15 protein-coding genes are annotated in these 18,030 nt (G+C 72.7%); all 15 read left to right on the forward strand.

Annotated features, from left to right (window positions below; translation table 11 throughout):
• Positions 1-13 precede the first annotated feature (13 nt).
• The 15 genes from WMF26_RS10465 (at position 14) to dnaJ (ending at position 18,029) form a co-directional block, all read left to right on the forward strand.
• Positions 14-418, forward strand: a complete 405-nt coding sequence (locus WMF26_RS10465; protein ID WP_044987939.1) for a cobalamin B12-binding domain-containing protein — start codon at positions 14-16, stop codon at positions 416-418.
• A 522-nt stretch (positions 419-940) separates the two neighbouring features.
• Positions 941-1,399 (forward strand): division/cell wall cluster transcriptional repressor MraZ, encoded by a 459-nt coding sequence (mraZ, locus tag WMF26_RS10470; protein ID WP_020734074.1) that lies wholly within the window; start codon positions 941-943, stop codon positions 1,397-1,399.
• A 20-nt stretch (positions 1,400-1,419) separates the two neighbouring features.
• Positions 1,420-2,343 carry a 16S rRNA (cytosine(1402)-N(4))-methyltransferase RsmH gene (gene rsmH, locus WMF26_RS10475; RefSeq protein ID WP_438002395.1) on the forward strand — a complete coding sequence of 308 codons (924 nt, stop codon included), beginning with the start codon at positions 1,420-1,422 and terminating at the stop codon, positions 2,341-2,343.
• Complete coding sequence (locus WMF26_RS10480; protein ID WP_438000203.1) at positions 2,340-2,693, forward strand: hypothetical protein; 354 nt, start codon at positions 2,340-2,342, stop codon at positions 2,691-2,693. Before rsmH ends, WMF26_RS10480 begins: the two co-directional genes overlap by 4 nt.
• Positions 2,690-4,777: a penicillin-binding protein gene (locus tag WMF26_RS10485; RefSeq protein ID WP_438000204.1), complete on the forward strand. Its 2,088-nt coding sequence runs from the start codon at positions 2,690-2,692 to the stop codon at positions 4,775-4,777. Before WMF26_RS10480 ends, WMF26_RS10485 begins: the two co-directional genes overlap by 4 nt.
• The gene (locus WMF26_RS10490) at positions 4,774-6,372 is read left to right on the forward strand and encodes a UDP-N-acetylmuramoyl-L-alanyl-D-glutamate--2,6-diaminopimelate ligase (RefSeq protein ID WP_438000205.1); all 1,599 of its coding nucleotides are present in this window, start codon (positions 4,774-4,776) and stop codon (positions 6,370-6,372) included. The genes WMF26_RS10485 and WMF26_RS10490 overlap by 4 nt, the downstream gene beginning before the upstream one ends.
• Complete coding sequence (mraY, locus tag WMF26_RS10495; RefSeq protein WP_020734079.1) at positions 6,369-7,499, forward strand: phospho-N-acetylmuramoyl-pentapeptide-transferase; 1,131 nt, start codon at positions 6,369-6,371, stop codon at positions 7,497-7,499. The genes WMF26_RS10490 and mraY overlap by 4 nt, the downstream gene beginning before the upstream one ends.
• Before the next feature lie 4 nt (positions 7,500-7,503).
• Positions 7,504-8,862 carry a UDP-N-acetylmuramoyl-L-alanine--D-glutamate ligase gene (gene murD / locus WMF26_RS10500; RefSeq protein WP_438000206.1) on the forward strand — a complete coding sequence of 453 codons (1,359 nt, stop codon included), beginning with the start codon at positions 7,504-7,506 and terminating at the stop codon, positions 8,860-8,862.
• A complete protein-coding gene (gene ftsW, locus WMF26_RS10505; RefSeq protein WP_437945964.1) occupies positions 8,862-10,178 on the forward strand; it encodes a putative lipid II flippase FtsW in 1,317 nt (438 codons plus the stop codon). Before murD ends, ftsW begins: the two co-directional genes overlap by 1 nt.
• The gene (murG, locus tag WMF26_RS10510; RefSeq protein WP_438000207.1) at positions 10,172-11,383 is read left to right on the forward strand and encodes an undecaprenyldiphospho-muramoylpentapeptide beta-N-acetylglucosaminyltransferase; all 1,212 of its coding nucleotides are present in this window, start codon (positions 10,172-10,174) and stop codon (positions 11,381-11,383) included. The genes ftsW and murG overlap by 7 nt, the downstream gene beginning before the upstream one ends.
• Positions 11,383-12,789, forward strand: coding sequence for a UDP-N-acetylmuramate--L-alanine ligase (gene murC, locus WMF26_RS10515; protein WP_437945966.1), 1,407 nt, complete (start codon positions 11,383-11,385; stop codon positions 12,787-12,789). Before murG ends, murC begins: the two co-directional genes overlap by 1 nt.
• On the forward strand, positions 12,786-13,805 hold the full coding sequence (locus WMF26_RS10520) for a cell division protein FtsQ/DivIB (RefSeq protein WP_438000208.1): 1,020 nt from the start codon (positions 12,786-12,788) through the stop codon (positions 13,803-13,805). The genes murC and WMF26_RS10520 overlap by 4 nt, the downstream gene beginning before the upstream one ends.
• Positions 13,806-13,934: 129 nt before the next feature.
• Complete coding sequence (gene ftsA, locus WMF26_RS10525; RefSeq protein WP_061622219.1) at positions 13,935-15,257, forward strand: cell division protein FtsA; 1,323 nt, start codon at positions 13,935-13,937, stop codon at positions 15,255-15,257.
• 245 nt (positions 15,258-15,502) lie between these two features.
• Positions 15,503-16,765 carry a cell division protein FtsZ gene (gene ftsZ / locus WMF26_RS10530; RefSeq protein ID WP_437945969.1) on the forward strand — a complete coding sequence of 421 codons (1,263 nt, stop codon included), beginning with the start codon at positions 15,503-15,505 and terminating at the stop codon, positions 16,763-16,765.
• Between the two features lie 178 nt (positions 16,766-16,943).
• Positions 16,944-18,029, forward strand: coding sequence for a molecular chaperone DnaJ (dnaJ, locus tag WMF26_RS10535; protein WP_438000209.1), 1,086 nt, complete (start codon positions 16,944-16,946; stop codon positions 18,027-18,029).
• Position 18,030: the final 1 nt, after the last annotated feature.

The following is an 18,030-nucleotide window of genomic DNA, read 5'->3' on the forward strand; positions in this document are numbered from 1 at the left end:
AATCGACGCGATCATGGCAGAGCGCAAAGTCCGAATCCTCGTGGCCAAGCCCGGCCTGGACGGCCACGACCGCGGCGCGAAGGTGGTCGCCCGGGCACTCCGCGACGCGGGCTTCGAGGTGGTCTACACGGGCCTGCACCAGACCCCCGACATGATCGCGTCCGCCGCCGTGCAGGAGGACGTCGACGCCGTGGGGCTGTCGATCATGTCCGGAGCGCACAACACCCTCTTCCCCGCCGTCATCGAGGCCCTCCGCAAGCACGGCGCCGAGGACATCGTGGTGTTCGGCGGGGGCATCATCCCGGACGAGGACATCGCGCGCCTCCAGGACGCCGGGGTGAAGGGCGTCTTCACCCCCGGGACCACCCTGAAGAGCATCGTGGAGTGGGTCCAGACCCACGTGACCCCCCACAGCTGACCGCCCCGGCGGCGCGGCTCCCCACTCTCCCCCACCGCGCGGGTCCCCACTCTCCCCCACCGCGCGCCCCCACGCTCCTCCACCGAACGCCTCCCCACCGGCACCGGCACCCGGCTCGCTGAGCCCGTCCGTCGCCGCCCATGGTCCCGCCCGCCGGCCCGCGAGAGCGGGCGTCCAGGGCGGCGATCCGCCTCGCTTCCTTTCCGCCTTGCCAGCGTCCGTCAGAAGCGGTCGCGCTCACCTTCGAGCGGCCCCCCCACTTCCTCCCACGGGCCTGGATCTGCCGCCCGATCGCGAGAAAACGCGCTGTTTTGTGAAAGGACACCTTGTGGATAAGTGTCCTACATAGGTGCCGGTTGAGGTCCAGAAATCTCCCAAACTGTTGACACTCGGCACCTCCCTCCGTAGCGTGGCGGAGCTTCGTGGGAAGAAGTGGCAGAGAATGTCACGACGCGGTGAGCGCTCGTTGGAGCAACGCGTCGCCAAGCCCTCGGCAGGACAGGCGAGCCGGAGCTGGGGTCGATGAGCACGATGTTTCGCGGTCACTTCGAGCACGCGATCGACGCGAAGGGGCGCACGAGCCTCCCTTCGCGCTTTCGGGACGTGCTCGCGGCCGCGAACGACCTGCGCATGGTCATCACCCCCGCCCTCTTCGACCCCTGCCTGCACGCGTACCCGATGAAGGCCTGGGAGGAGCTGGAGGCTAAAATTGCAGCGCTGCCGCAATTCGATTCCAACGTGGTCGCGTTCCGGCGCCGCTACCTGTCCGCGGCCGTCGAGTGCGACCTCGACAAGCAGGGCCGGATCCTCATCCCGCCGTCGCTCCGCGAGCACGCGAGCCTCACGAAGGACGTCCTCTGGGCGGGGATGGGCCAGACGATCGAGCTCTGGGCGAAGGAGCGGTGGAAGGCCGCCCAGCAGATGAGCGAGGTCGAGCTTCAGAGCTTCAAGACAGCAATCGCGGAGCAGTTCCGCCTATGAACGTCGTCAATGTAGTCCCCATGCACCTGCCCCCTCCGCCACCGCGGCCGCGCGGCGAGCAGCACGTCTCCGTCCTCGGCCGCGAGGTGCTCGCCGCCCTCGCGCCCGTCAGCCAGGGCGTCTACGTCGACGCGACGCTCGGCGCCGGCGGCCACACCGAGGCGATCCTCGAGACGCCCGGCACCCGCGTCATCGGGATCGATCGCGACGAGCGCGCCCTCTCCATCGCGCGCGCCCGGCTCGCCCGGATGGGAGACCGGGTGACCTACGTTCACGGCGAGTTCTCCGAGATCGAGCGGCACCTCGCCGCCCTCGGCGTCCCGCAGGTGGACGGGCTCGTGGCCGACATCGGCGTGAGCTCCATGCAGCTCGACGACCCGGGCCGCGGCATGAGCTTCCGCGCCGAGGGGCCGCTCGACATGCGGATGGACCGGAGCCGCGGCGAGACGGCGCTCGAGCTCATCGAGCGGCTCAGCGACGAGGAGCTCGCGGACGTCATCTACCGCTACGGCGAAGAGCGCCGCAGCCGGCGGGTCGCCCGCTGTATCAAGCAGGCGGCCGAGGGCGGCGAGCTCGCGACGACGCTCGACCTCAGGCGCGCCGTGGTGCGCGCGGTCGGGCCGGCGCGCATCGGCGGCGTCGATCCGGCGACGCGCACGTTCCAGGCGCTGCGCATCGCCGTGAACGGAGAGCTCGACGAGCTCGAGGCGCTGCTCGAGGCGGCGCCCAGGATCGTCGCGCCCGCCGGCGTGCTCGCGGTGATCTCGTTCCACTCGCTCGAGGACCGCATCGTCAAGCGCGCGCTGCGCGAGCCCGAGGTCTGGCAGCCGCTCACCAAGAAGCCGGTGACCGCGGGCGACGAGGAGATCGAAAGCAACCCGCGGGCCCGCAGCGCGAAGCTCCGCGCCGCGCGGCGCGTCTCCGGCCCGGAGGCGCTCGCGTGACGCAGCAGCGCCCGTTCCTCGTGCTCTGGACGCTGGCGGTGGCCGCGACCGTGGCCGCGTTCGTCGTGCACCTCGCCCTGCGCGGGCGCACGGTCGACCTCGGCTACCGGCTCGGCCGGGCGCGCGCCGAGCAGGCGCGGCTGCGCGAGGTCAAGCGGGTGCTGTCGCTCGAGGCGGCCAGCTACGAGACGCCGCAGCGCGTGGAGATGGTCGCCCGCTCGCTGCTCGGCATGGCGCCCCCGCCGCCCGAGCGGGTCATCCCGGTGCGGGGGTACACCGCGCCGCCGGAGCGCGATCCGGCGAGCGGCGAGACCGGCAGCGCGCCGCCGAGCGGGGGTCGGCCGGAATGAAGAACCTCGATCCGCGGCGCGCGCGGTGGATCCGCATCCGCATGGGGCTGCTCTGCGGCCTGATGGCGCTCGGCCTGGGCGGCGTCGTGTCCGGCGCCTACCGGATCGAGGTCGAGGACGGCGACGCCTGGTACGACCTCGCCGAGCGGCAGCGCCAGCGGCGGCTCCACATCACGCCGAAGCGCGGCACCATCTACGACCGGAACGGCGCGCCGCTCGCGGAGAGCGTGGAGGTGCCCAGCGTCTCCGTGGACGCGGTCGAGATGCTCCGCGGCGTCGACGAGCAGTACATCCCGATGCGGATCCAGCAGTACGCCGAGCGCATCGCGCAGGCGCTCTCGCTGCCGGTCGAGGACGTCGTGGAGAAGCTCAGCCGGCGGCGCCGCTTCGCCTGGCTCAAGCGCCGCATCTCCGAGCAGGAGGTCGAGAACGTCCGCGCGCTCGGCGACCGGACGCAGCGCTACCCGGTGCGCGGGCTCGTGATCGAGGGCGAGGGGCGCCGCTTCTACCCGAACCGCGAGCTCGCCGGCCCGCTGCTCGGCTTCGTCGCCACCGACGGCGAGGGCAAGGAGGGGCTCGAGCTCAGCATGGAGCACGAGCTCCGCGGCAACGCGGCGGAGGTGCGCGGGCTCCGCGATCGATCGGGCCGGCTCATCTTCTCGGAGGGGATCGCGGACGAGCAGGCGCTCGCCGGGCACAACGTCCACCTCACGATCGACAAGGGCATCCAGTTCACCGCCGAGCGCGAGCTCGAGGCGGCGATGAAGACCTACGAGGCGATCGGCGGCGCGATCGTGGTCGTCGACCCCGAGAACGGCGAGATCCTCGCGATGGCGAGCGCCCCGGGGTTCAACCCGAACGACTACTCGCAGAGCGATCCGGGATCCCGGCGCAACCGTTGCGTGGTCGATCGCTTCGAGCCCGGCTCCACGATGAAGGTGTTCGCCATCGCGAGCGCGCTCGCGGCGAAGAGCGTCTCCCCCAGCGCGACCATCTACTGCGAGGAGGGGAACATGGCGATCGACAACGTCGTGATCCACGACACGCACGTGCACAAGTGGCTGACGCTGCCGCAGATCCTCGGCCAGTCGTCGAACATCGGCACGGCGAAGATCGCGCTCGGGCTCGGCGAGCAGCGGCTCTACGAGGGCCTCCGCAGGTTCGGCTTCGGCGACCTCACCGGCGTGCCGCTGCCGGGCGAGTCCGTGGGCGTGCTGCGGCCGCGCGGCCGCCCCTGGGTCCAGGTCGAGACGGCGTCGGCCTCGTTCGGGCAGGGGATCAGCGTGACGACGCTCCAGCTCGCCATGGCCATGGCGTCGGTCGCCAACCGCGGGCGGCTGCTCGAGCCCATCCTGATCAAGCGGATCACCGACGGCACCGGCGTCACGCTGTCCGAGACGTCGCCGCGCGTGCGCCGCGACGCGGTGCCCGCGTCGATCGCGCGGATGATGTCGGAGATGCTCGTCGCGGTGACGGAGGGCGACGGGACCGGCGTCGAGGCGAGCATCCCGGGCTTCCGCGTCGCGGGGAAGACGGGCACGGCGCAGAAGATCGATCCGGCGACGGGCAGGTACACCGACACCCACTACGTGGCGTCGTTCGTCGGGTTCGTCCCGGCCGAGCGGCCGCGGCTCGCCATCGCCGTGGTGCTCGATGAGCCGCTGGGCGGCACGTACGGCGGCGGCTCGGTCGCGGCGCCCGTCTTCCGGCGCGTCGGCGAGATGGCGCTGCGCTACCTGGGCGTTACCCCGCGCGGGAGCGTGCCGATGAAGCTGTCGGAGGTCGCCGAGCAGTCGGGCGAGGACATCGCGGCGAACACCTACCAGGTCCTGAACGAGGCGCGCGCCGCGGCGGCGCCGATCGCGACGGGGGTGGTCACGCCGTCCGCGCCGCTCAAGACGGGGGAGCTGCGCGTGCCCGATCTCTCGGGCCTGCCGCAGCGCGAGGCGGTGAGGAGCGCCGCGGCGCTCGGGCTCGATCCGAGCGTCGAGGGCACGGGGAAGCTCACGCGCCAGGAGCCCCCGGCCGGGACCGTGCTGCCCAAGGGATCGCCGCTGAAGCTGATCTTCGAGCCCCCCACATGACGGCGCGCGACCACAAGGAGACCGGCGTGGCCGAGGTCGAGCTCGCGCTCCGCCTCGGCGACGTGCTGCGCGAGATCCCGGGCGCCGCGCTGTCCCCCGCGGACGCCGCGGAGCTGCTCGTGACCGGCGTGCACCTCGACTCGCGCAAGGTGGAGCCGGGGGACATCTTCGTCGCGCGCGCGGGCGCGCGGGCGCACGGCGAGCGCTTCATCCCCGAGGCCGTCGCGCGCGGCGCGCGGGCGGTCATCCTCGCGCGCGGGAGCGCCGCCGACACGCTCGGCGCCGCTCGCGTCGAGGTGCCCGACGTGCCGCTCGCGCTCGCCCTGGCCGCCGCGGCGGTCTACCGGCACCCGACCTTCACGCTCGACGTCGTCGGCATCACCGGCACGAACGGCAAGACGACGACGGCCCACCTCGTGCAGGCCTGCATCGATCGGTGCGGTGGCCGGGCCGGGATCGTGGGGACGCTCGGCTACCGCTTCGGCGATCTCGACGTCCACGCCTCGCACACGAGCCCCGAGGCGGACGAGCTCGCGCGCGTCGCCGCGGCGATGGTCGGCCGCGGCGCGACGCACCTCGTGATGGAGGTCTCGTCGATCGCGCTCGCCGCGAAGCGCGTCGACGCGGTCCGCTTCCGGACCGCCGTCTTCACGAACCTCACCCAGGATCACCTCGATTACCACGGCACGATGGAGGCGTACGCGGAGGCGAAGGCGCGCCTGTTCGTGGATCTCGGCCCCGGCGCCGCGGCGATCAACGTCGACGATCCCTTCGGGCGAGAGCTCGTCCAGCGGATCGCCCCGGGCGGGCTCTCGCGCCCGGTCGCGTCGACGCTCGCGCGCTACTCGACCGAGGTGGGCGCCGGCCCGGACGCGGCGGAGATCGCGCCCGTCGAGCTCGTCCACGAGGCGCGCGGCATCTTCCTCCGCGCCCGCACGCCCGCCGGCGAGGTCACCATCCGGTCGCACCTGCTCGGCGCGCACAACGCGTCGAACCTGCTGGCCGCCCTCGCCGTGGCGTACCTGCTCGGGTTCGACGTCGGCGACGCCGCGGCGGCGCTCTCGTCGCCGATCCAGGTCGCCGGCCGCCTGGAGCGCTGCGACACCCCGGGCGTCGACGACGTGATCGTGCTCGTCGACTACGCCCACACGCCGGACGCGCTCGCCCGCGTGCTCGCGAGCGTCCGCGCCCTCGGCGGCGGGCGCGTCCACTGCGTGTTCGGGTGCGGCGGCGACCGCGATCCGCTGAAGCGGCCGCGGATGGGCGAGGCGGTCGGCCTCGGCGCCGACGTCGCCATCGTGACCAACGACAACCCGCGGAGCGAGGATCCGCGCGCGATCGCCGACGCCATCCTGCCGGGCCTCGCCGCCGGCCGCGCGCGCGTCGTCGTGGAGCTCGATCGCGCGCGCGCCATCGAGCGCGCGGTGCGAGACGCCGAGCCCGGGGACCTGGTCCTCATCGCGGGCAAGGGCCACGAGCCGTACCAGATCATCGGCGGCGTCACGCTGCCGTTCGACGATCGCGACGAGGCGCGCCGCGCGCTCGCCGCCCGCCGCGCCCGGGCCGAGCGGCAGCCGCGCGGAGGTGCGGGATGATCTACGAGCTCTTCTACCCGCTCAAGTTCCACTACAGCTGGCTGAGCTGGCTCAACGTCCTCCGCTACATCCCGTTCCGCACGATCATGGCGACGATCACCGCCATGGTGCTGACGTTCCTGCTCGCGCCGTGGTTCATCCGCGAGCTGCGGCGCAAGCAGATCGGGCAGGTGGTCCGCGCCGAGGGGCCGGAGACGCACAAGATCAAGGCGGGCACGCCGACGATGGGCGGCGCGCTCATCCTGCTGTCGCTGCTGCTCCCCACCGTGCTGTGGGCCGACCTCCGGAACCCGTTCGTCCTCGCGACGACGGCGGTGACCGCGGGCTACGGCGTCATCGGCTACCTGGACGACTTCCTCAAGATCAAGCGGCGGAACAGCGGCGGCCTGCCGGGCCGCTACAAGCTCATCGGCCAGGTGCTCATCGGCGGCGCGGCCGTGGCCTACACGTTCCTGCTCGCGTCCAAGCTCCCGCCGGACTGGGCGGAGATCAGGACGCGCCTCGCGATCCCGTTCCTCGCGTTCTCGAAGTACCACATCGAGCTGCCGCTCTACGCCTACGTCCCGTTCGCCGTCTTCGTCGTGGTCGCGACGTCGAACGCCGTGAACCTCACCGACGGCCTCGACGGGCTCGCGATCGGCCCGGTGATCATCAACGCGGGGACGTACCTCATCCTCGCGTACATCGTCGGCGCCTCCATCGCGAACTTCTCGCTCGCGGCCTACCTCGACATCCCGGCGATCGCGTCGGCCGGCGAGCTGTCGGTGTACTGCGGCTCGGTCATCGGCGCGGGGATCGGCTTCCTCTGGTACAACACGTACCCCGCGCAGGTCTTCATGGGAGACGTCGGGTCGCTCGCCCTCGGGGGCGGGCTCGGGATGCTCGCCGTCTTCACCAAGAACGAGCTCCTCTCGATCATCCTCGGGGGGATCTTCTTCATCGAGACGGTCAGCGTCATCACGCAGGTCCTCTCGTTCAAGCTCACCGGCAAGCGCGTCTTCTTGATGGCGCCGATCCACCACCACTACGAGAAGAAGGGGTGGGCGGAGCCCAAGATCATCGTGCGCTTCTGGATCATCTCCATCCTCCTGGCGCTGGTCTCCCTGGCGTCGATGAAGCTGCGGTGAGGGCATGATGGACGTCCGCGGGCGAACAGTGATCGTCGTCGGGCTCGGGCGGAGCGGCGTCGCGGCCGCGCGCCTCCTCCTCACGCGCGGCGCGCGCGTGATCGCGAACGACGGGGCGCCGCGCGAGCGGCTCTCCGCCGCGGCCGCGTCCCTCGAGGCGGAGGGCGCCGTCCTCGCGCCGGGCGGGCACGATCCGGCGCTGTTCGACGGCGCCGACCTCGTGGTCGTCTCGCCGGGCGTGCCGTCGTTCCCCGCGCTCGACGCCGTCGAGCGCTCCGGGCGCGAGGTCATCGGCGAGCTCGAGCTCGCGTCGCGCTTCGTGTCGGCGCCGATCGTGCTCGTCGGCGGGACCAACGGCAAGAGCACGACGACGGCGCTCACGGGTGCGATGCTCGAGAGCGCCGGCCTCCGCACCTTCGTCGGCGGCAACTTCGGGACCCCGCTCGCCGAGGCCGTCGGGGAGGCGTGGGACGCCCTCGTCCTCGAGATCTCGAGCTTCCAGGCGGAGCGCGTCCCGACCCTGCACGCCCGCGCGCACGCCCTGCTGAACATCACGGACGATCACCTCGATCGGTACCCGAGCTTCGCGGCGTACGCGGACGCGAAGGGCAACCCGTTCGAGCGGATGACGCCGGAGGACGTCGCGGTCGTGCCCTTCGGCGACGACCTCGTCGCCCGCCAGGCGGCGCGCGGGCGCGCCCGCGCGGTGACGTTCAGCGCGCGCGAAGCCCGCGCCGACGTGAGCGCCTCGGGCGGCGCGATCGTCGATCGCGTCGCCGGCGCGAGCTACCCGCTGGAGCGCGTCCGCCTCACGGGCGCGCACAACCTCGCGAACGCCTGCGCCTCCGTCGCGCTGGCCGCCGCGCTCGGCGCCCCTCCGGCGGCGATCGCCGACGCGCTCGCGCGCTTCGAGGGGCTCCCGCACCGGACCGTGCTCGTCGCCGACGTCGACGGGGTCCGCTACTACGACGACTCGAAGGGGACCAACGTCGGTGCCTCGGTCGCCGCGCTCTCCGGCCTGCGCGAGGCGAAGGCGGTGCTGATCGCGGGCGGGCGCGACAAGCTCGGCGATTACGCGCCGCTCGTGGCCGCGCTGCGCGACCGGGGGCGCGCCCTCGTCGTCCTCGGCGAGGCCGCCGACCGCATCGCCGCCGCGGCGGAGGGCGCCCTGCCGATCGCGCGGGCGGGCTCGATGGACGAGGCGGTCCGCGCCGCGCGCTCGCTCGCCCGGCCGGGCGACGCGGTGCTGCTCAGCCCCGCGTGCTCCAGCTTCGACATGTTCCGCGACTACAAGGACCGCGGCGACGCCTTCGTCCGCGCGGTCCGCGCGCTGGAGCGAGCCGCCGGGGAGGTGGCGTCGTGATGTGGAGCGGCAAGCTCGGCGCGGGCGAAGGCGCGCCCAAGAACCGGCACATCGGTCCCTCGGAGCAGGACAAGGCGGCGCCCGGCGCGGCCCTCGCGGCCGCCGAGGCCTTCTGGAAGGGGTCGAGCCCCTCGGGGCCGGTCGACGCCCTGCTCGCGGCCGTCGTCACCGCGCTCATCGGGTTCGGCGTGGTGATGGTCTACAGCGCGAGCGCCGTCGAGGCGACCGTGCGCTACAAGGACGCGCAGTTCTTCCTCAAGCGCCAGGCCGTCTACGCGGTCCTCGCGATCGCCACGATGTGGATCACGAGCCGCATCGATTACCGCCGGATCAAGGTCCTCACGTACCCGGTGCTCATCGCCGTGACCGCGATGCTCGTCGCCTGCGTGGCGGGGCTCGGCCACAAGGCGGGCAACGCGTACCGGTGGCTCGCGCTCGGCCCGATCAACGTGCAGCCGGCCGAGGTGGCGAAGCTCGGGATCGTCGTCTGGCTCGCCTACTCGCTCTCCAAGAAGGCCGACCGCATCAAATCGTTCTCCGTCGGCTTCCTCCCGCACCTCATCGTGGTCGGGCTCCTGATGCTCCTCTGCCTCAAGCAGCCCGACTTCGGCAGCGCGGTCGTGCTGCTCTTCCTGACCTTCACGCTGCTGTTCGTCGCGGGCGCGCGCGTCCCGTACATCGCCGCGTTCTCCATGCTGATGGCGCTCGCCGCCGCCGCGCTCGTGCGCTTCAGCGGCTACCGCTACGCGCGCTACCTCGCGTGGATCGACATGGACAACAACCGCGCCGACCTGGCGTACCAGCCGTTCCAGTCGGTCATGAGCTTCGGCTCCGGCGGGGTCTTCGGCCTCGGGCTCGGGCGGGGGCTGCAGGTGCTCTACCTGCCGGAGGCGCACACCGATTTCGTGTCCGCGATCGTGGGCGAGGAGCTCGGCTTCGTCGGCATCGTCGGCCTGTGCGCGGCGTACCTCGTCATCGTCTCGCGGGGCGTGAAGATCGCCCTCGAGGCCGACGACGACTACGGCAGCTTCATGGCGTTCGGCATCGCGACGCTCTTCGGCGTGCAGGCGATGACGAACCTCGCCGTCGCGATGGCGATCCTCCCGACGAAGGGGCTCACGCTGCCGTTCCTCAGCTACGGCGGATCGTCGCTGCTCGTGAACGCCGCGGCCGCGGGCATCCTGCTCAGCATCAGCCGCGCGCGGACCCCGGTGGCCACCGCTCGGGGCGGCGCGGCGGGCGCTTCGCCCGTCCCGAACGCGCCGAGCGCGTCCGCCGTGATCGCCACCTCGGCCGAAGGGGGCGGCGCGTGGTGACCGTCCTGATCGCCGGAGGCGGCACCGGCGGCCACGTCTTCCCGATGGTCGCCGTCGGCGACGCGGTCCGCGCCGCGGCGCGCGACGCGCGCGTCGTCTACGTCGGCACCGCGCGCGGCATCGAGGTGCGCGTCATGGGCGAGCGCGGCGACACCCTCGAGCTGCTCCACGTCCTGCCGCTCCGCGGGAGCGGGCTCTCCGGCTTCGTGCGCGGCGCCGCCCGCGCGGGCCGCGTCCTCCCGGAGGCGAGGCGCCTCGTCGAGCGGCTCGACGCCCGCGTCGTCCTCTCGCTCGGCGGGTACGCCGGCGGCCCGGTCTCCCTCGCGGCGCGCTCGCTCGGCGTGCCGGTCGCGATCCTGGAGCCGAACAGCGTCCTCGGGCTCTCGAACCGGCTCCTCTCGCCCATCGTCGATCGCGCGTACGTCGCCTTCCCTGAGGCGGCGCGCGCGCTGCGCCCGAGCACCGTGCGCCTCTTCGGCGTCCCGCTCCGGCGCGCCTTCGCCCGCGCGCCGTACGCGCCGCGCGAGGGCAAGCTCCGCCTGCTCGTGCTCGGCGGCAGCCAGGGCGCGCTCGCCCTGAACGACGTCGTCCCGCGCGCGATCGCGCAGGGCCGCGAGCGCGGCGTCGATCTCGAGGTCGTGCACCAGACGGGCAGGGACCGCGAGGCCGCGGTCCGGTCGCTCTACGCCGAGCTCGGCCTCGCGGAGCGCGCGCGCGTCGTCCCGTTCATCGACGACGTGGCCGAGGCGCTCGCCGCGGCCGACGTCGTGATCGCCCGCGCCGGCGCCTCGACGCTGGCCGAGCTCTGCGCCGTCGGGCGCCCGTCGATCCTGATCCCGTACCCGTTCGCGGCCGACGATCACCAGCTGAAGAACGCGCAGTCCCTCGAGCGAGCCTCCGCCGCGGTGGCGATCGCCCAGGCCGACGCCACCGAGGCGCGCCTCGCCGGCGAGATCGCCCGGCTCGCGGCCGCGCCCGCGCTGCGCGCCCGCATGGCGGACGCCGCGGCGGCCTTCGCCACGCCGGACGCTGCGGCGCGCGTCGCCGCCGATCTGCTCGAGCTCGCGCGAGCTCCGCGCCACCGCGCGCTGCGCCTCCCGGCCCTCTTCGGCCGCGCGGCGCGCGGCGGGGAGGCGCAGCGCGGCGCTGTGATGGAAGAGGCCGCGCCGCTCGGTGCTGCCCTCGGTCGGGAGGAGGCAGGCTGATGTTCCGCGGTCGGGTTCGCCACGTTCACTTCGTCGGCATCGGGGGCGTCGGGATGAGCGGCCTCGCCGAGATCCTGCGCTCGCTCGAGTTCGAGGTCTCCGGCTCGGACCTCAAGGAGAGCTCGACCACGCGGCGGCTCACGTCGCTCGGCGTCCGGATCGACATCGGCCACCGCGCCGAGAACGTCCGCGGCGTCGACGTCGTCGTGTACTCGAGCGCCATCCGGCCCGAAAACCCCGAGCTCACCGAGGCGCGCGCGCTCGGGATCCCGGCGATCGGCCGCGCGGAGATGCTCGCCGAGCTGATGCGCGTGAAGTACGGCGTCGCCATCGCGGGCTCGCACGGCAAGACCACCACGACCTCCCTCGTCGCCACGGTCCTGCGCGCCGCCGGCCTCGATCCCACCGTCGTCGTCGGCGGCAAGATGGCGGCGCTCGGCACGAACGCGCGGCTCGGCGCCGGCGACCTGCTCGTCGCCGAGGCCGACGAGAGCGACGGCTCGTTCCTGCGGCTCACCCCGACGATCGCGGTCGTCACCAACATCGACCCCGAGCACCTCGATCACTACGGCACGCACGAGCGCATCAAGGACGCCTTCGTCGAGTTCGCCGCGCGCGTGCCGTTCTACGGGCTGGCCGTGCTCTGCCTCGACCACCCGCACGTCCAGGATCTGCTCCCGCGCATCCCGCGCCGCCACGTCACGTACGGCGTCTCCCCGCAGTCGGACTACTCGGCGCGCGGCATCCAGTTCCGCGGCCTGGAGACGAGCTTCAACGCGTACCGCCGGGGCGAGCCGCTCGGCGGGTTCACGGTGAAGATGCCCGGCGCGCACAACGTCCTGAACTGCCTCGCCACGATCGCGGTCGCGGACGAGCTCGAGGTGCCGCTCGACGTCACCAAGCAGGCGCTCGCCACGTTCGGCGGCGTCGCGCGCCGCTTCACCGTCGTCGGGTCGATCGGCGGCGTCACGCTGATCGACGACTACGGCCACCACCCGGCCGAGATCCGCGCCACCGTCGACGCGGCACGGCGCGCGTTCCCCGGCGAGGACCACCGCGTCGTCGTGGCCTTCCAGCCGCACCGGCACACCCGCACGCGCGACCTCTTCGACGAGTTCACGCGCGCCTTCAACCAGGCCGACGTGCTGCTCGTCACGGACATCTACCCCGCGGGCGAGGCGCCGATCCCCGGCGTCACCGCCGAGCGCCTCGTCCAGTCGATCCGGGAGCACGGCCACCACGACGCGCGCTACGTCGCGGACAAGGCCGACCTCGCGGAGGCGCTCGAGCAGATCGTCCGGCCGGGCGACGTGGTCATCGCGCTCGGCGCCGGCGACGTGAACGCCTGCGTGCGGGAGCTCAAGGCGCGCCTTGAGGCGAGGGCGCCGCAGGAGGGCAGCCCATGACCGAGCGCCCGAGCGCCCCGCCGCCGAACCGCCGTCGCGCGTCGACGGCGCCCCCCGCGCCGCCTGGCCGGGCGGCGCCCGCGCGCGGCTCGAAGCCGGAGCCCGTGGCCGCCGCGCCGGCGCCGAAGAACGAGCGCGTCCGGCCGGCGACCCCGTCGTCGCACGAGTCGCCGCCCCCGCCCGCGACGAGCGTCTCCGTGCGCCCGCCGCGCCCGCCGTCGAACAGCGGCTCGCCCGCGGAGGCGCGCCCGGCGCGGCCGATCTCGCGCCACCTCCGCGCGCTCCAGCTGCTCGCGGGCGCCGCCGTCGTGCTCATCGCGTCGACCGCGGTCGCGTGGGGCGCGCGCCGCTACATCGTGTCGAGCCCCCGCTTCGCCGTGCGCACGGTGCTCGTCGACGGCGCTGTGCGCCGCTCCGCCGAGCAGGTCGCGAGCTCCGGCGGCATCGAGGTCGGCAAGAACATCTTCACGCTCGACCTCGAGCTCGCCAGCGCCTCGATCTCCACCGATCCCTGGATCGAGAAGGCGACGGTCACCCGAAAGCTCCCCTCGACGGTCCACGTCAGCGTCGTCGAGCGGGAGGCGCAGGCCCTCGTCGCGATCGGCGGCGATCTCTACCTCGCGACGCGCGACGGCGAGCTCTTCAAGGAGCTCGCCGAGGACGACCCGTTCGATCTCCCGATCGTCACGGGGATCACGGGCGAGCAGGTGGCGCGCGATCGCGCCGGCGTCATCATCGCGGTCCGGCGCCTGCTCGACGTCGTCGAGGACATGGAGCGCGCCGGCGTCGCCCGCCGCTATCCGATCCAGGAGCTCCACGTCGAGCGGGACGGGTCGGTCGTCATCACCATCGGCAAGGAGGGGATCGCGCTCCACCTCGGGCAGCCGCCCTACCGCGACAAGGTCGGCCAGGCGGCGCGGGTGCTCACCGAGCTCGCCCAGCGGAAGGCGAGCGCGTCGGTGATCTTCCTGGACAACGACGCGCACCCCGAGCGCGTCGTGGTGAGGATGAGATGACCGCCGTCGCGCCCGCTCTCCGCGCCGGCGATCGCCGAGCAAAACTTGGCCGGCTCTCTCGGCTCGTGGCAGCGTCGTGCCCGCCTGACACGCGCATGGGGCTCGTCCCCGCATGAGGTGGTGCACGCAATGAAGAGCCGGATGGAGACTACTGAGATCGTCGTCGGCCTCGACATCGGGACGACCAAGGTCTCGGCGGTCGTTGGCGAGATCGACGCTGATGGGATCACCATCCTCGGGGTGGGCAACGTCCCGTGCCGCGGCCTGAGGAAGGGCGTGGTGAGCAACATCGACTGGACGGTGCGCTCGATCGCCGAGGCGATCGAGGCCGCGCAGACGATGGCGGGCGTCGAGATCCGCACCGTCTACGCCGGCGTCGCGGGCAGCCACATCCGCTGCCAGCAGTCCGACGGCGTCGCCGCGGTCTCGGGCGGCGAGGTCACCCGGCTCGACGTCGAGCGCGTCCTCGAGGGCGCGCGGGCCATCCCGGTCGACGCCGATCGCCAGATCCTGCACGTCCTGCCGCGCGAGTTCACGGTCGACAACCAGGACGGCATCCGCGACCCGGTCGGCATGAGCGGCGTCCGGCTCGGGGTGAAGGTGAACCTCATCACCGCCGCGACCTCGTGCGTCCAGAACGTCGTCCGCTGCGCCGAGCGCTGCGGCCTCACCGTGGCCGACGTCGTGCTGGAGCCGCTCGCCAGCGCCGAGGCGGTGCTCTCCGAGGACGAGAAGGAGATCGGCGTCGCCATCATCGACATCGGCGGCGGCACGACCGATCTGCTCCTCTACGTGGACGGCGGCATCGCGCACGCCAGCGTGATCCCGGCGGGCGGAAACAACGTGACCGCGGACATCGCGGCCGGGCTGCGCACGCCGATGGGCGAGGCCGAGCGCCTGAAGCGCAACGCCGGCTGCGCCCTCGGCCGCATGGTCGGCGACGAGGAGGAGATCGAGGTCCCCGGCGTGGGCGGGCACCTGCCGCGCAAGGCGGCGCGCCGCGTCCTGTCGGACATCATCGAGCCGCGCGTCGAGGAGATCTTCGCGGTCATCCGCAAGCGGATCGAGGACACCGGCATGCTGGAGCAGCTCTCGGCCGGCGCGGTGGTCACCGGCGGGGGCGTCCTGATGGAGGGGATGACCGAGTTCGCCGAGGAGATCCTCGGTATGCCGGTGCGCCTCGGCGTGCCGGTCGGCGTGCGAGGCATCACGCAGCTCGTGGCTGGCCCGCAGTACGCGACCGGGGTGGGCCTCGTTCAGTACGGCGCCAACGCTCTCGCGCAGGCGCGCGCGCTCACGCCGGTGACGCACGAGGCCGCTCACGCCGGCCGCGCGGAGGGCCGCCGCGAGAAGCTCCGAGAGCGCGAGCCGCGCCGGGAGGTCATCGAAGAAATGCAGATTGAAAAGAGGTCGAGCGGGAGGTTCTGGAACTGGCTGCGAGCAGCATTCTAGGCATGACGTAGCAAGAGAAAGTTGTTAGACAATTGGGTTTGAGAGGGCCGGAGAACGCGCTGGCGAGCCCTCTTGAACGCAAAGTCAAGAGGGTCTGAAAAGCGGTGTTCGAAGGGGAAGAGGCGCCCCTCTGAACGCCGTCCGGAGCGAGGACGTCCTCGCGCACTTAGGGTTCCGTGCCGCTCGACCTCCGCGAGGGTCGGCGCCGGGCCGAGCGGCTAGCTGTACATCCCCGGGAGGAGTTCATGAGTTTCTCCATCGAGTTTGCCGACGAGCACACCGGGTACGACGCCCGGATCAAGGTCATCGGTTGTGGCGGTTCTGGCGGCAATGCAGTCAACACGATGATCAACTTCGGCCTCGAGGGCGTGGAGTTCATCGTCGTCAACACCGACGCCCAGGCGCTCGGAGCGAGCCTCGCGCCGACCAAGCTCCACATCGGGGCGAGCGTCACGCGCGGTCTCGGCGCGGGCGCCGATCCCGAGAAGGGCCGCAAGGCGGCGCTCGAGGACGTGACCCGGGTGAAGGAGTGCATCCAGGGCGCGGACATGGTGTTCGTCACCGCGGGGATGGGCGGCGGCACCGGCACCGGCGCCGCGCCGGTCATCGCGCAGCTCGCGCGCGAGGAGGGGTGCCTGACCGTCGGCGTCGTGACGAAGCCGTTCTTCTTCGAGGGCAAGCAGCGCTCGCGCCGCGCCGAGCTCGGCCTCGCCATGCTCGCCGAGCACGTCGACACGCTGATCACGATCCCGAACCAGAAGCTCCTCACGCTCGGCGACGAGGACCTCTCGTTCGTCGAGGCGTTCCGCAAGGCGGACGAGGTCCTCTACCAGGCGATCAAGGGCATCAGCGATCTCATCACGCAGAACGGGATCGTGAACGTCGACTTCGCGGACGTGAAGACGGTGATGTCGAACATGGGCCGCGCGCTCATGGGCACCGGCTGCGCGAAGGGGCAGGGCCGCGCTCGCCTCGCCGCCGAGATGGCCGTCAGCTCGCCGCTGCTCGACGACATCTCCGTCGAGGGCGCGACGGGCGTGCTCATCAACATCGTCGGCGGCCCCGACATGCGGATGCGCGAGATCGAGGAGGCCGCGACGCTCGTGCAGGAGCAGGCGCACGAGGACGCGAACATCATCTTCGGCGCGACGATCGACGAGAACATGGGCGAGATGATCAAGGTCACGGTCATCGCCACCGGCTTCGATCACCTCGTCGCCGAGGTGCCCCAGCAGCTCGCGAGCGCCGCGCAGCCCCGCGCGACCGCGCACTCCATCGGCGCGTCGCTCTCCGCCGCGGCCGGGCCGATGTCGGCCCGCTCTGCCCCGAGCGTTCCTCCCATGACGCAGCGCCAGCCGCACCGTCACGAGGAGGTCGCGTACCCGGCCACCCGCCGTCCGGCGCCGCAGGTGCAGTCGGCGGGCGGCGGCCCGCGCGACCGCGCGAGCTTCGTCCCGCCGCTCGACTCCGACTGGGACACGCCCGCGTTCCAGCGCCGCGGCCAGTAGCTGCGCCGCGGCCCGCGCGGCCAGTAGCAGCCCCGCGGCCCGCACGGAAGATCTCGCGACGCCCGGGTCACCTGGGCGTTCACGCTGTATTACGCGTTGACAGGCGCGGGCGACGACTTATGGTCTGCCGGCGCCTATGCCCCCTGTCGGGCAGGATCGACGCGGCGGTCCACCATTCATGAGTGAAAAGCGCGACTTCTACGAAGTTCTTGGCCTCGCGCGAGACGCGACGCCTGACGACATTCGCAAGACCTATCGTCAGGCTGCGTTGAAGTACCACCCGGACCGGAACCCCGGCGATGCGTCGGCGGAGGCTCGCTTCAAAGAGGCCACCGAGGCGTACCAGGTCCTCTCCGACGAGGAGAAGCGCAGGCGGTACGACCAGTTCGGCCACGCCGGCCTCGAGGGGATGGGCGGCGCGGCCGACAGCGACATCTTCTCGCACTTCCAGGACATCTTCTCCGAGTTCTTCGGCGGCTTCGGCGGCGGGCAGCGGCGGCGGCGCGGGCCGGCGCGCGGCCAGGACATCCGGGTTCAGCAGCGGCTCTCGCTGCGCGACGCCCTGCTCGGCTGCAAGCGCGAGGTCGTCCTGCGGACGCCGGTCGCGTGCGACGAGTGCTCCGGCTCGGGCGCGAAGCCGGGGACCAAGCGCAAGCCGTGCGGCACGTGCGGCGGCGCCGGTCAGGTCTCGACCTCGCGCGGCTTCGTGATGTTCACCCAGACCTGCCCCGAGTGCTCGGGCGAGGGGTCGGTCATCAAGACGCCGTGCGCCGTCTGCAAGGGGTTCGGGGCGGTCGAGAAGACGCGGAAGGTCGTGGTCAACTTCCCGGCCGGCATCGACGGCGGCCAGCGGCTGCGGGTGCCGGGACAGGGCATGCCGGGCGCCCAGGGCGCGCCGCCGGGCGATCTCTACGTCGACGTCGATCTCGCCGCCGACGAGCGCTTCGAGCGCGACGGCCTCGACCTCATCACGCGCGTGCCCATCTCCTTCGTCGCCGCGGCGCTCGGCAGCACGGTCAAGATCGACCTGCCGGACGACACGGCGGTCGACGTCGAGGTCCCGGCGGGCGTCCAGCCCGGCGAGGTGATCTCGGTCAAGGGCAAGGGCGCGCCGCGGATCGACGGCCGCGGCCGCGGCTCGCTCCAGGTGATCGTCCAGGTCGAGGTGCCGCGCAACCTCTCGCCCGCGGCGCAGGAGCTGCTCCGCAGGTTCCAGGACGAGGTGGCGAAGCACCAGCCGGCGGCGAAGGCGGCGACCGCGTAGC

The sequence above is a fragment of the Sorangium sp. So ce185 genome (assembly GCF_051526825.1).
Lineage (GTDB): Bacteria > Myxococcota_A > Polyangia > Polyangiales > Polyangiaceae > Sorangium > Sorangium cellulosum_D.